We start from the raw sequence: 13,308 nt of genomic DNA, 5'->3' as shown, positions 1-13,308 counted from the left end.
ATCGCACTCCTGGGCTGGCAGCCGGTCGGCCACGCCGCGATGCTAAGTGAGCGAGCGCGGCGGCGCGTCGCCGCGTGCCACCGCATCGGCATAGTGGCAGGCGGCGCGGTGGGGGGTGATCGGGGCTTGTGCGCTTGCGTGCGTGACGCCGCCGCCGGCAACCGCAACGGCTGCCGCGGAATCGGGGTACGCCGCCCCGACCGGCGCGAGCGCCGGATCGTCGGCGACGCAACGCGGCTGCGCGTGCGGGCAGCGCGTCGCGTAGGCACAGCCGGCTGCCGCCGGCGCGCGGTCGGCGGCGACTTCGGGCGCGCGCGCCGTCTGTGCCGCGCGCTCGCCGAAGGCGCCGCCGCGCTGCGCCGGCTCGGCCGACGGCGCCGCCTCGATAAACGCCCGCGTGTACGGGTGCGCCGGCGCGCGGAACAGCGCATCGGCCGGACCTTCCTCGACGATGCGGCCGGCAAACATCACGGCGACGTGTCCGCACACGTGGTCGACCACCGCGAGGTCGTGGCTGATGAAGAGGTAGGTGACGCCGAAGTCGCGCTGCAGGTCGAGCAGCAGGTTGAGCACCTGCGCCTGGACCGAGACGTCGAGGGCGCTCACCGGTTCGTCGGCGACGATGAGGCGCGGTCGCGTGATGAGGGCGCGTGCGATCGCGATGCGCTGGCGCTGCCCGCCCGAAAACTCGTGCGGGTACTTGGCCGCGTCGCTGGCGCGCAGGCCGACGGCGTCGAGCGCCTCGGCGACGCGTGCGGCCGGCGCGCTCTCGGCGATCGCGGCGAGCGGCTCGGCGACGATGCGGCCGACGCGCTGGCGCGGGTCGAGCGAGCCGTACGGGTCCTGGAACACCATCTGGAAATCGCGCCGCGCCCGCCGCAGCGCGCCGGGGCCGAGCGCGTTCAGGTCGCGACCGAGCACGGCGACGCGTCCCGAGGTCGGCCGCTCGAGTGCCATGACGATGCGCGCGAAGGTCGACTTGCCCGAGCCCGACTCGCCGACCAGGCCGACGCTGCGGCCGGCGTGCATCGCGAGGCTGACGCCGCGCAGTGCATGGACCGCCGGCGCCGGCGCGAACAGGCGCTCGCGCGGCAGCGTGTAGCGCTTGACGACGCGGTCGACGGCGAGCAGCGGCGCCTCGCGCCCGCTGCTGGCCGCATCCGCACCGGCGACCCGGGCGGTGCTCGCCGGCGCACGGTCCGCCCCGCGCGCCGTCGCGTCAGCCGCGCTGCGGACGGTGTCGTCCGTCACGGGGCGCCTCCCGGGCCTGGGTGAGCGACGCCGTCGCGCCGCGACAGCGAAGTGCTCGCGGCCGGCGGCAGCCCGGCGCCCACGGACGGCGCCATGTCGCGCGCGCCGGAGCCGGCCGCGGTCTCGACCCCCGGCGCGTGCGGCGGCTCGCCGGCGTCGATCGCCTCGAGCCGGATGCAGCGCGCCGCGTGCGCGTCGCCCACCTTCACCAGCGTCGGCAGCGCCGCACTGCAGGCGTCGACCACCCACCCGCAGCGATCGGCGAACGGGCAGCCTGGCGGCACGTCGGCCAGTTCGGGGACGCGCCCGGGGATCGTCGCGAGGCGGCTGCCACGCGCCTGGCCGAGCCGCGGCCGCGCCGCGAAGAGGCCGCGCGTGTACGGGTGCTCGGGACGAGCGAACAGCGCCGCCGCCGGCGCCGACTCGACCACGCTGCCGCCGTACATGACCAGGATGCGCGACACCGTGCGCGCCATCACGCCCAGGTCGTGGCTGATCAGCAGCAGCGCCATCCGCTCTTCGGCGACGAGCTCGGCGACGAGGTCGAGGATCTCGCGCTGGATCGTCACGTCGAGCGCGGTGGTCGGCTCGTCGGCGATCAGCAGGGCGGGCCGGCACGCCAGCGCCATCGCGATCGTCACGCGCTGGCGCTGGCCGCCCGAGAGCTGGTGCGGGTAGGCGTCGAGGCGCGCCGCCGCATTCGGCATGTGCACGCGCTCGAGCAGCCGCAATGCCTCGGCGCGCGCCGCCGACCGGCCGAGCCGACGATGCACCCGCAGCGGCTCGGCGATCTGGTCGCCGACCGTGTGCACCGGGTTGAGCGCGGTCATCGGCTCCTGGAACACCATCGCCATGCGGTCGCCGCGCAGCGCCGCGAGGCTGCGCTCGTCGCGACCGACGAGCTCGTCGCCCATGAAGCGAATGCTGCCGGCCACTGCCGCGCGTTCCGGCAGCAGCCCCATCAGCGCGAGCGCGGTCATCGACTTGCCGCAGCCGCTCTCGCCGATCAGGCCGACCGTCTCGCCGGCCGCGATGTCGAACGACACCCCGCGCAGCGCGTCGGCGCGGCCGCGCGACGTGGCGAGGCCGACCCGCAGGTCGCGCACCGAGAGCAGCGGGGTCTCGCCGGGGTTCACCGCGAGCGCGCCAGCTTGGGGTCGAACAGGTCGCGCAGCCCGTCGCCCATCAGGTTGAGGCCGAGCACCGCGAGCACGGTCGCGAGCCCGGGCCAGATCGGCAGCAGCCACGAGCGGTACATCTGCGCCTGTGCCTCGTTCAGCATGCGGCCCCAGCTCGGCGTCGGCGGCTGGGTGCCGAGACCGAGGTAGCTGAGCGCCGCCTCGGCGAGGATCGCGGTCGCGAACTGGATCGTCGCCTGCACGATGAGGATCGACGCGATGTTCGGCAGCACGTGCTCGAGCGTGATGCGCAGCGCGCCCTTGCCGCAGGCGCGCGCCGCCAGCACGAACTCGCGCGCCCACACCGCGTTGGCCGCGGCGCGGGTCACGCGCGCGAACACCGGGACGTTGAAGATGCCGATCGCGACCACCGAGGTGACGAGCCCGGGCCCGTAAATCGCGGTCAGCATGATCGCGGTCAGCAGCGCCGGAAAGGCGAACGTGAAGTCCGCGAAACGCATCACGAGCTCGTCGACCCACCCTTTTCTCGCCGCGGCGACGAGGCCGAGCAGCACGCCGAACGCGATGCCGATGCCGACCGCGACCACGCCGACCGCGATCGAGTTGCGCGCGCCGGCGATCAGCATCGACGCGACGTCGCGGCCGAGGCTGTCGGTGCCGAGCCAGTGCGCGGCGTTCGGCGGCGCGAGGCGGTTCGGGATGTCGAGGTCGGTCGGGCTGTACGGCGTCCAGAAGAACGAGAGCAGGGCCGTGCCGAGCAGCAGCGCCACCAGCACCGCACCGACCGCGAAGCTCGGGTGCGCGAACGCGCGCCGCCAGGCACCGGGGCGCGCCGCTGCGGCACGGCAAGCGCGGCCTCAGGCATGCCCGATCTTGAGGCGCGGATCGATCACGACGGTGAGCACGTCGACCACGAGGTTGATCACGATCACCGCCGCGGCGAACAGGATCACGATGTCCTGCACCAGCACCACGTCGCGGTTGGCGATGGCCTGGAACACCAGCCGGCCGAGCCCGGGCAGGCTGAACACGTTCTCGACGATGATGGTTCCGGTCAGCAGGTTGGCGAACTGCAGCCCCATCACGGTGAGCACCGGCACGAAGGCGTTGCGCAACACGTGACGCCACAGCACGGCGCGCCGGCCCAGCCCCTTGGCGCGCGCGGTGCGCACGAAGTCCTCGCGCAGCACGTCGAGCACCGCCGAGCGCGTGATGCGGGCGAGGATCGCCGCCTGCACCACCGCCAGCGCGGTCGCCGGCAGCAGCAAGGCCTTGAGCGCCGGCCCGACGCCGCCGCCGTCGTCCGCGCTCCAACCCGGGAACCCCCCGGCGGCGAACCACTGCAGCTTCACCGAGAAGACGAGGATCAGCAGGATCGCGAACCAGAAGTTCGGCACCGCGAGGCCGAGCTGGCTCGCCGCCATCACGCCGACGTCGCCGGGGCGGTTGTGGTTCGACGCCGCATAGAGGCCGAGGGCGAGCGCCGCGACCGTGGTGAACGCCATCGCGAGCAGGGCCAGCGGCAGCGTCACGGCGAGCCGCTCGACGATCAGCTCGGCGATCGGCACGCCGTACGACGAGCTGATGCCGAGGTCGCCGGTCGCGAGCCCGCCGAGCCAGCCGAGGTAGCGCTCGACCGGCGGCCGGTCGAGGCCGAGGCGCTCGCGCAGCGCCTGCATCGCCTCCGGCGTCGCGGTCTCGCCGAGCATCACGTCGGCGGCGCTGCCGGGCAGTACGCCGAGCACGAGGAACACCACGATCGACGCGGCCGCGAGCGTCAGCACGAAGGTGAACAGCCGCTTGACGAGGAAGATGCCGATGGTGGGCTCGCTGAAGCTGAAAGGCGCCGGCGCTGCTCGGCGCCGCGGTGGCGGCGCTCGGCGCCGCAGGGCGTGCCTATGATGACCGATAGCGGCCGGGGCGCCGCGAGCAGGAGCACGACATGGAAGGAGCGCGCAGCGCCGAAGGGGCCACGGGCCGGGACATCGAGATCGGCTTCCCCACGGATCAGGTGCTGATCGGCGGGGCGTGGAGCGCCCCCGACGGCGGCGCCACGCTCGACCTCGAGAACCCGTCCGAGGGCAGCCGGCTCGCGCCGATCGCACGCGGCGGCGCCGCCGACATCAGCCGCGCCGTCAACGCCGCCGAACACGCGCTGGCCGGCGCCTGGGGCGCGCTCGACGCCACCGAGCGCGGCCGGCTGCTCGCGGCGCTCGGGCAGAAGGTGCTCGAGAACGCCGATCGCCTTGCCGAGCTCGAGGCGCTCGACGTCGGCAAGCCCCTGGTGCAGGGCCGCGCCGACGCGATCGCGCTGGCGCGGTACCTGGAGTTCTACGCGGGCGCCGCCGACAAGGTGCATGGCGAGACGCTGCCGTTCCGCAGCGGCTACACCGCGCTCACGCTGCGCGAGCCGCACGGGGTGACCGGCCACATCGTGCCTTGGAACTACCCGATGCAGATCGTCGGGCGCAGCGTCGGCGCGGCGCTCGCGATGGGCAACGCCTGCGTGCTCAAGCCGGCCGAGGAGGCGTGCCTCACGGTGCTCGCGTTCGCGCGGCTGGCCGCTGAAGCCGGGCTGCCGCCGGGGGCGCTCAACGTCGTGCCGGGGCTCGGCGAGGAAGCGGGCGCCGCGCTCGCCGGTCACCCCCGCGTCAACCACCTGTCGTTCACCGGGTCGGTGGCCACCGGGGCACTGGTGCAGGCCGCTGCCGCCGCCAACGCGGTGCCGGTGACGCTCGAACTCGGCGGCAAGAGCCCGCAGATCGTGTTCGCCGACGCCGACGTCGAGGCGGCGCTGCCCTTCCTCGTCAACGCCGGCATCCAGAACGCCGGCCAAACCTGCTCGGCGGCATCGCGCATCCTCATCGAGCGGCCGGTCTACGCCGCGGTGCGCGACGCGATGGCGGCGCGCTACCGAGCGCTGCGGGTCGGGCGCGCGCTCGACGCCGGCGTCGACGTCGGCCCCGTGATCTCGCGGCGCCAGCGCGACCAGATCGAGACGCACCTCGCGAGCGCCCGCGACCGCGGCGTGCGCATCGCCGCCGCCGCGCCGCTCGACGCCGGCCTGCCGCGTGGCGGCCACTACGTGGCGCCGACGCTGTTCGACGAGGTCGACGCCGACGACGCGCTCGCGCAGCAGGAGATCTTCGGCCCGGTGCAGGTGCTGATCCCGTTCGACGGCGAAGCCGATGCGCTGCGCATCGCGAACGGAACCGCGTATGGCCTGGTCGCCGGCGTCTGGACCCGCGACGGCGCACGCCAGCTGCGCATGGCGCGGGCGCTGAAGTGCGGACAGGTCTTCGTCAACAACTACGGCGCTGCGGGCGGCGTCGAGCTGCCGTTCGGCGGCGTCAAGCACTCGGGCCACGGCCGCGAGAAGGGCTTCGAGGCGCTCTACGGGTTCTCGGTGCTCAAGACGGTGGCGATCCGGCACGGGTGAACGGCGGCAGCGGCCGCGGCTGCCCGGCGGCGAGTCCCCCGCCCCGAGCCAGCACTTCCAGGACCTTGACGTCGCCGTTCGCTGCAGCGGCATTCGGCAGGCGGCCGTTGCCGGCCCGCAGTCACAGCCTCAGCCTTCGAGCGCGCGCGGCGCAGGCTGGGCCGTCGGCGCGGAGCGGCTGGTGCGTTGGCGAGGGTCCGGACCCGCAACGCCGCGCCGCGGCCGGGGCGTCGGGCGAGCGGCCCGGCACGACGTCTCGCGCCCGCCATGACCTCCGAGGTCATCGCCGCCACGCAGCCGCGCGTTATCTTCGCCGGATGATTCCGTCCGCTACCGCTCCCGTCGGCACCCAGCTGCGCCAGTGGCGCGTGCGGCGCCAGCTCAGCCAGCTCGAGCTCGCGCTGCAGGCCGACGTGTCGACGCGCCACCTCAGCTATCTCGAGACCGGCCGCTCGATGCCGAGCCGCGAGATGATCCTGCGCCTGGCCAACCGGCTCGACGTGCCGCTGCGCGAGCGCAACCGCCTGCTCACGTCGGCCGGGTTCGCGCCGATGTACGGTGCGCGGTCGCTCGACAGCCCGGCGCTGGCGGCGGCGCGGCAGGTCATCGAGCGCCTGCTCGACGCGCACGAGCCCTACCCCGCGCTGGCGGTCGACCGCGAGTGGAACGTCGTGATGCAGAACCGCGCGGTCGGGCTGCTGCTCGGCGGCGTCGCGCCCGAGCTGCTGCAGCCGCCGGTGAACGCGCTGCGGCTGAGCCTTCACCCGGACGGCCTCGCGCCGCGCATCGTCAACCTCGGCGCCTGGCGCGCCCACGTGCTGGCGCGCCTCGCGCAGCAGGCGACCGCGAGCGCCGACCCCGTGCTGCATGCGCTGCGCGAGGAGCTCGCCGCGTATCCGGGCCCCGACGAGCCGCTGCACGCGCCGGGCGGCGAGCCGCCGATCGTCGTGCCGCTGGTGCTCGACACCAGTGGCGGGCGCCTCTCGTTCATCAGCACCACCACCGTGTTCGGAACGCCGGTCGACGTGACGCTCGCCGAGCTCGCGCTCGAGACCTTCTTCCCGGCCGACGCTGAGACCGCCGCGGCGCTGCGCCGCGCGTTCGACGCCGCGGCGCAGGCCGGGCAAGACGCTTAGGCGGCGGCCGGCACCTTGTCGAGGAAGCCGACGACGCGCCGGATGCGCCCGTCCTTCAGCTCGAGCACGTCGCTGCCTTCGATCGGCGCCTCGACGCCGTCGGGTCCGAGCGACCAGCCGAAGCGCACGTGGTCGCCGTGCCCGTCGGGCGTGCCGCGCAGCGTGAAGCGAAAGCCCGGAAAGCGCGCCTGCACGCCGCCGATCAGTGCGTCGATCTGCGCGGCGCCGCGCGCCGCGGCCAGCGGGTCGACGTAGCTCGCGTCGTCGCTCCACGCGTCGCGCAACAGCGCGGCCCGGGCATCGGGCGTGGTCTCGTTCCAGGTGCGCAGGTAGGTCGAGGCGATGGCGTTGGGGTCGGTCATGGTGTGATCCTCGTGAATGCGCCGACGAAGCGCGGCGGAGAAGAGCTTCCGACATGCGCTGCACGAGCGCGATGACGTCGCAGGTCATGTCGGGCCTCCGGAGCGGACCCGATGGGTGCGCGCGCCCCGCGGCGCTCACAATGCGTCGATGAGACTCGAGCACAAGATCGCGATCGTCACCGGCGCCGGTTCCGGGTTCGGCGCCGGTATCGCCGCCAGGTTCGTCGCCGAAGGAGCCCGCGTGCTGGTCGTCGATCGCGATGCCGCGGCGGCCGAGCGCGTCGCCGGCGAGCTCGGCGAGCGCGCGCGTGCGGTGCGTGCCGACGTCGCGGTCCGCGCCGACGTCGACGCGATGATCGAGGCGGCCTACGACGCGTTCGGCGGCCTCACGACGATCGTCAACAACGCCGGCGTCGGCCACGTGCCGCAGCCGCTCGAAGGCCTCGCCGAGGACGCGTTCGACCGCATCGTCGCCGTCAACATGAAGGCGATCTACCTGGTCGCGCAGGCGGCGGTGCCGCGCTTCAAGGCGGCGCGCGAGCGCGGCGAGGTGGGAGCCAGCTTCCTCAACGTCGCCAGCACCGGCGGCGTGAGTCCGCGCCCGCGCCTCACCTGGTACAACGCCAGCAAGGGCTGGGTGATCACCGCGACGCGTGCGATGGCGGTCGAACTCGCGCCGTTCGGCATCCGCGTGAATGCGCTCAACCCGGTGGCCGGCGAGACGCCGCTCCTCAAGACCTTCATGGGCGAGGACACGCCGGAGGTCCGTGCGAAGTTCCTCTCGACAATCCCGCTCGGCCGCTTCTCGACCCCCGAGGACATGGGCCACGCGGCGTGCTTCCTGTGCAGCGACGAGGCCTCGATGATCACCGGCGTCGCGCTCGAGGTCGACGGCGGGCGTTGCATCTGAAGGTGATCGCGGCGCTGCCACGGCCAGCCGCGCGCGGGGCGAGCTCGACGCACGGGCGCGTGATCGCTCTGGCGACGGTCCTCGTCGCCGCCATGCCGAATGGTCGTGCCAATGCCGCCGAGCTCGTCATCCGCGCGGCCACGATCCCGCCCCTGCCGACGCGAGCGACGTCGCTTGCCGGTTTCATGCCGCCGGGCTGGGTGGTCAAGGCCCGCGCAGACGGCGACCTGAACGGCGACGGTCGGCCCGATCACGCGTTCGTGCTGCACCAGACCGACCCACGCCACGTGCTCGACAACCGCGGCAACCTCGGCAGCGAACGCCTCGACACGAACCCGCGCGTGCTCGCCGTCGCGTTCGCGCAGCCGGACGGCGGACTGGCGCTCGCGCTGCAGAACGCGACGCTGATTCCGCGCCACGACTCGCCGACCATGGACGATCCGTTTGCCGGCATCACGGTCAGGCGCGGGGCGCTGCAGGTCGCGCTGCATTTCTGGGCCAGCGCGGGGAGCTGGGAGACGTCGGAGGTGCGGTTCACGTTTCGCCTGCAGCAAGGCTGCTTCCGACTCATCGGCTACGACCGCAGCAGCACGCACCGCGGCAGCGGCGAAACCACCGAGACCAGCGCCAACCTCTCGACACGGCGGGTCGAGACCCGCAGCGGCAACATCGCGAGCGACAAGCCAGTTCGGCTCAGGCCCGGCGTGCTGGCGCCGGGCACGCCGCCCTGCATCGACGAGGTGGGCGACGGCGCCTCGTTCGAGGTCGAGGCGCTCGGCCGCAGCCGGCGCTGACGCCAGCTCCGCGGGCGGCGGTCCGGCCGGCCGGCGCGAAACCAAGTGGACGCGATGCGGGGCAGAGCGTTGCGCGTCAGCCCGCGGCGCCGAGCGTCCGACGCAAGGACGCGGCGCCGTCAGCCGGCGCCGACCAGCGCCTCGTCGACCAGCTCGACCCAGTGCCGCACCGGCGTCGCGGTGCCGCTCTGCAGGTGCTGGATGCAGCCGACGTTGGCCGATGCGATAACCTGCGGATCGGCGGCACCGAGGTTGGCGAGCTTGCGGTCGCGCAGCGTCGTCGCCATCTCGGGGTGCAGCACCGAGTAGGTGCCGGCCGAGCCGCAGCAGAGGTGTGCCTCGTGCGGCGCGAGGCGCACGTCGAAGCCGAGCGCCGTCAAGCCGCTTTCGACGACGCCGCGCACCCGCTGGCCGTGCTGCAGCGTGCACGGCGGGTGGAACGCAATCCGGCGTGGTGCCGGGGTCCGCAGTTTCGGCGCGAGCGTTGGCACCAGGTCCGGGAGCAGCTCGCCGAGGTCGCGCGCGAGCCCGGCGATGCGCGCGGCGCGTGCCGCGTAGGCCGGCTCGTCGGCGAGCAGCCGCCCGTAGTCCTTGACCGTGACGCCGCAGCCGGACGCGTTGATCACCACCGCCTCGATCGGCTGCCCGGCGGCCTCGGCGCGTTCGATCGCGCGCGACCACGCGTCGACGTTGCGTCGCACGTGCTCGAGCGCACCGTGGTGGTCGTTGAGGTGCAGGCGGATCGCACCGCAGCAGCCGGCGTCGGGCGCGACCAGCGTCTGGATGCCGGCGGCGTCGAGCACGCGCGCGGTCGCCGCGTTGATGTTCGGCAGCATCGACGGCTGCACGCAGCCGGCGAGCATCAGCACCTTGCGCGCGTGCTCGGTTCGCGGCCACGCGTGCGCGCGCCGCTCCGTCGGCGCCGGCACCTTGTTGCGCAGCGCCTTCGGCAAGAGGCCGCGCACGCGCTGGCCGACCTTCATCGCGGGGTCGAAGAGGGGCGACGTCAGGCCTTCCTTCAGGGTCCAGCGCAGCGCCTGCTCGCCGGCCGGGCGCGGCACCTTGGCGTCGACGATGCGGCGCCCGATCTCGACCAGGTTGCCGTACTGCACGCCCGACGGGCAGGTGGTCTCGCAGTTGAGGCAGGTCAGGCAGCGGTCGAGGTGGATCTGCGTCGCGCGCGTCGGCTCCTTGCCTTCGAGCACCTGCTTCATCAGGTAGATGCGGCCGCGCGGGCCGTCGAGCTCGTCGCCGAGGACCTGGTAGGTCGGGCACGTCGCGGTGCAGAACCCGCAGTGCACGCACTTGCGCAGGATCGCCTCGGCTTCGTCGCCCTCCGGGGTGCCCTTGAATTCGGGCGCGAGTTCGGTCTGCATGCGTCAGAGGCCCGGGTAGAGGCGCCCCGGGTTGAGGATTCGTTTCGGGTCGAACGCGTCTTTCAGACGCTCGTGGATGCGCTGCAGGGGCGGCGCGAGCGGCGTGAACACGCCCGCCGACTTGTCGCGCGCGCGGAAGATCGTCGCGTGTCCGCCGGCGGCCGCCGCCGCGGCGCGCACCTGCGCGGCGGGCAGCGCGGTGACGAGCCAGCGCTGCGCCCCGTGCCACTCGATCAGCTCGTCGCCCGCGAGGCCGAGCGGCGGCGCGGTCTGCGGCAGCGAGACCCGCCAGAGCGCGGCGTCCTGATGCGCGACCGCGTCGTGCGCGGCTGCGAAGTACTCGTCGGTCTGATCGCGCAGGCCGGTCCAGAAGCGCTCGGCGGCAGCCGGCTCGATGACGTCGCCGCCGAGCGTGCGGGTCGCCGCGGCCACCGCCGCCGCCGCACCGGCGAGCCGCACGACGAGGCTGCCGTTCCACCATGCGCTCGCGTTCAGCGGCAGCGGCTGGCCGCCCCAGCGGTTGAGCCGCGTCAGCGCGTCGGTGACGTTGAGGTCGAAGCGCAGCGTCGCCGTGGCGGCGGGGCGCGGCAGCACCTTCAGCGACACGTCGACGATCGCGCCGAGGAGGCCCAGCGAGCCGGCGACGAGCCGCGACACGTCGTAGCCGGCGACGTTCTTGATCACCTGCCCGCCGAAGCTCAGCAGCTCGCCGCGGCCGCTCAGCAGCGTGACGCCGAGCACGTGGTCGCGCACGGCGCCCGCCGACGCGCGCGCCGGACCGGAGAGGCCGGCCGCGACCATGCCGCCGACGGTCGACCCGAGGGCGAAGCGCGGTGGTTCGAAGGCGAGGTGCTGGTCGTGCGCCGCGAGCACCGCCTCGAGGTCCGCCACCCGCATCGCCGCGCCGGCGACCACCACCAGCTCGGTCGGTTCGTGCACGTGGCTCGAGGGCCAGCTGCGCGTGTCGAGCACGTCGCCGACCGGCGCTTCGCCGTAGAAGTCCTTGCTGCCGCCGCCGCGCATCCGCAACGGGCGACCGCTCGCGTGCGCGGCGCGCACCTGCTCGATCGCGTCGGCGAGCGCGCCGGTGCTGCGCGGCTCGAGCGGCGCGGCCGGCTGCACGCCGCCGAGGCTGGCGAGGGTCGCGTCCATGCCTCGGCGACCTAGAAGCGGGGGATGTCCGGGAACGCCAGCATGCCACGCGAGACGTGCATCTTCCCGTACTCGGCGCAGCGCACCAGCGACGGGATCACCTTGCCGGGGTTGAGCAGCCGCTTCGGGTCGAACGCGTGCTTGAGCGCCAGCATCTGCTCGCGCTCGGCGGGCGAGAACTGCACGCACATCGACGCCAGCTTCTCGACACCGACGCCGTGCTCGCCGGTCACCGTGCCGCCCATTTCAACGCTGGTCTCGAGGATGTCGGCACCGAACAGCTCGGCGCGGTGCAGCTGGTCGGGGTCGTTGGCGTCGAACAGGATCAAGGGGTGCAGGTTGCCGTCGCCGGCGTGGAACACGTTGGCGCAGCGCAGCCCGTAGGTCTGCTCCATTCGGGCGATCGCGAGCAGCATGTCGGCGAGGCGCCGGCGCGGGATCGTCGAGTCCATGCACATGTAGTCGGGGCTGATGCGGCCGCTCGCCGGGAACGCGTTCTTGCGACCGCTCCAGAACTTGAGGCGCTGCGCCTCGCTGGTGCTGACGTCGAGCCGGGTTGCGCCGCTCGCCCGCATCACCGCCTCGATGCGGCCGATCTCCTCCTCGACCTCCTCGGGCGTGCCGTCGCTCTCGCAGAGCAGGATCGCCGCGGCCTCGAGGTCGTAGCCGGCGTGCACGAAGTCCTCGACCGCGGCCGTCATCGGCTTGTCCATCATCTCGAGCCCGGCGGGGATGATGCCGGCGGCGATGACGTTGGCGACCGCGTCGCCGGCCTTGCGCACGTCGTCGAAGCTCGCCATCACGCAACGCGCGAGCTGCGGCTTGGGCAGCAGGCGCACCGTGACCTCGATCGCGACGGCGAGCATGCCTTCGCTGCCGACCAGCACCGTCATCAGGTCGAGGCCTGCGACGTCGAGCGCGTCGCTGCCGAACTCGACCGCGTCCCCCTCGGCCGTGAAGCCGCGCACCTTCAGCACGTTGTGCAGGGTGAGACCGTACTTGAGGCAGTGCACGCCACCCGAGTTCTCGGCGACGTTGCCGCCGATCGAGCACGCGATCTGGCTGCTCGGGTCGGGCGCGTAGTAGAGGCCGTACGCCGCCGCGGCTTCGCTGACCGCGAGGTTGCGGACGCCGCACTGCACGGTCGCGGTGCGCGCCAGCGGATCGATCGAGACGATGCGGTTGAACTTGGCGAGCGACAGCGTCACGCCCAGCGTGTGCGGCAGCGCCCCGCCCGAAAGGCCAGTGCCCGAGCCTCGCGCGACCACCGGCACGTCGAGCCGATGGCACACGCGCAGGACCGCGGCGACCTCGCCTTCGGTCGACGGCAGCACGACCACGAGCGGCTGCTCGCGATACGCGGTGAGGCCGTCGCATTCGTAGGGCACCGTGTCCTCGCGGCGCCAGAGCAGCGCGTGCGCCGGCAGCACGTCGCGCAGCGCCGCGACCACCTCGGCCTGGCGCCGGTTGCGGTCGGGTGCGGTCGCGGCAGCAGGCATGGCGGCGAATGTAGCGCGCGGCGTGCGGCGACGACGACGCCAGCGCGGATGCCCGGGAAAGCCCGATCCGGCGCGGGGTTGCCCGCGGCGAATGCCCGGGCACGCCGTCGATCGTCGATGCCGGCTCGCCGCCGCGCGCGCCCTGGGGGGGAGCGACCTGCCGGCGTGGTCGCATGGCTGACCGCCGGTGCGACCGCACGTGCCCGGATGGCCGGGTCCCCGGCCGCGACGACCCGTCCCCAGTGCGGTG

11 protein-coding genes and 1 pseudogene are annotated in these 13,308 nt (G+C 73.8%); 4 read left to right on the top strand and 8 right to left on the bottom strand.

Going from position 1 to position 13,308, the window contains the following annotated elements; all coding sequences use genetic code 11:
• Positions 1-42 precede the first annotated feature (42 nt).
• The 4 genes and pseudogenes from HQN59_RS00380 to HQN59_RS00365 all read right to left on the bottom strand — a co-directional run bounded on the left by HQN59_RS00380 (position 43) and on the right by HQN59_RS00365 (position 4,210).
• The gene (locus tag HQN59_RS00380) at positions 43-1,131 is read right to left on the bottom strand and encodes an oligopeptide/dipeptide ABC transporter ATP-binding protein (RefSeq protein WP_217703817.1); all 1,089 of its coding nucleotides are present in this window, start codon (positions 1,129-1,131) and stop codon (positions 43-45) included.
• Positions 1,132-1,247: 116 nt separating this feature from the next.
• Positions 1,248-2,387, bottom strand: coding sequence for an oligopeptide/dipeptide ABC transporter ATP-binding protein (locus tag HQN59_RS00375; protein ID WP_176064978.1), 1,140 nt, complete (start codon positions 2,385-2,387; stop codon positions 1,248-1,250).
• Positions 2,384-3,241, bottom strand: a pseudogene (locus HQN59_RS00370) (ABC transporter permease); the annotation flags it as partial. The pseudogene HQN59_RS00370 and the gene HQN59_RS00375, both read right to left, overlap by 4 nt.
• A gap of 6 nt (positions 3,242-3,247) precedes the next feature.
• The gene (locus HQN59_RS00365; RefSeq protein WP_176066203.1) at positions 3,248-4,210 is read right to left on the bottom strand and encodes an ABC transporter permease subunit; all 963 of its coding nucleotides are present in this window, start codon (positions 4,208-4,210) and stop codon (positions 3,248-3,250) included.
• A 122-nt stretch (positions 4,211-4,332) separates the two neighbouring features.
• On the opposite strand from HQN59_RS00365, the gene HQN59_RS00360 reads away from it, so the two are divergent.
• Together HQN59_RS00360 and HQN59_RS00355 are read left to right on the top strand one after the other, a co-directional pair.
• Positions 4,333-5,829, top strand: coding sequence for an aldehyde dehydrogenase family protein (locus HQN59_RS00360; RefSeq protein ID WP_176064974.1), 1,497 nt, complete (start codon positions 4,333-4,335; stop codon positions 5,827-5,829).
• Between the two features lie 317 nt (positions 5,830-6,146).
• Positions 6,147-6,965 carry a helix-turn-helix domain-containing protein gene (locus HQN59_RS00355; RefSeq protein ID WP_176064972.1) on the top strand — a complete coding sequence of 273 codons (819 nt, stop codon included), beginning with the start codon at positions 6,147-6,149 and terminating at the stop codon, positions 6,963-6,965.
• Here the strand turns inward: HQN59_RS00355 and HQN59_RS00350 are convergent.
• Positions 6,962-7,327, bottom strand: a complete 366-nt coding sequence (locus HQN59_RS00350) for a nuclear transport factor 2 family protein (RefSeq protein ID WP_176064970.1) — start codon at positions 7,325-7,327, stop codon at positions 6,962-6,964. The two genes, HQN59_RS00355 and HQN59_RS00350, sit on opposite strands and share 4 nt — an antisense overlap.
• A 148-nt stretch (positions 7,328-7,475) precedes the next feature.
• Here HQN59_RS00350 and HQN59_RS00345 point away from each other — a divergent pair, with 148 nt between their 5' ends.
• Positions 7,476-8,237: a glucose 1-dehydrogenase gene (locus HQN59_RS00345; protein WP_176064968.1), complete on the top strand. Its 762-nt coding sequence runs from the start codon at positions 7,476-7,478 to the stop codon at positions 8,235-8,237.
• A gap of 59 nt (positions 8,238-8,296) precedes the next feature.
• Complete coding sequence (locus HQN59_RS00340; protein WP_176064967.1) at positions 8,297-9,031, top strand: hypothetical protein; 735 nt, start codon at positions 8,297-8,299, stop codon at positions 9,029-9,031.
• Between the two features lie 119 nt (positions 9,032-9,150).
• Here HQN59_RS00340 and glcF read toward each other — a convergent pair whose 3' ends face one another.
• From glcF to HQN59_RS00325, 3 genes are read right to left on the bottom strand one after another with little or no spacing between them, the layout of a single operon-like run.
• Positions 9,151-10,407, bottom strand: coding sequence for a glycolate oxidase subunit GlcF (glcF, locus tag HQN59_RS00335; protein ID WP_176064965.1), 1,257 nt, complete (start codon positions 10,405-10,407; stop codon positions 9,151-9,153).
• A gap of 3 nt (positions 10,408-10,410) precedes the next feature.
• Positions 10,411-11,559, bottom strand: coding sequence for a glycolate oxidase subunit GlcE (gene glcE / locus HQN59_RS00330; RefSeq protein WP_176064963.1), 1,149 nt, complete (start codon positions 11,557-11,559; stop codon positions 10,411-10,413).
• 11 nt (positions 11,560-11,570) lie between these two features.
• Positions 11,571-13,058 carry an FAD-linked oxidase C-terminal domain-containing protein gene (locus HQN59_RS00325; protein WP_176064961.1) on the bottom strand — a complete coding sequence of 496 codons (1,488 nt, stop codon included), beginning with the start codon at positions 13,056-13,058 and terminating at the stop codon, positions 11,571-11,573.
• Positions 13,059-13,308 lie beyond the last annotated feature (250 nt).

The sequence above is a fragment of the Rhizobacter koreensis genome, from assembly GCF_013366375.1.
In the GTDB taxonomy this organism is placed as follows: Bacteria; Pseudomonadota; Gammaproteobacteria; order Burkholderiales; family Burkholderiaceae_C; genus Schlegelella_A; species Schlegelella_A koreensis.
This window is presented reverse-complemented; position numbering and strand designations above follow the sequence as displayed.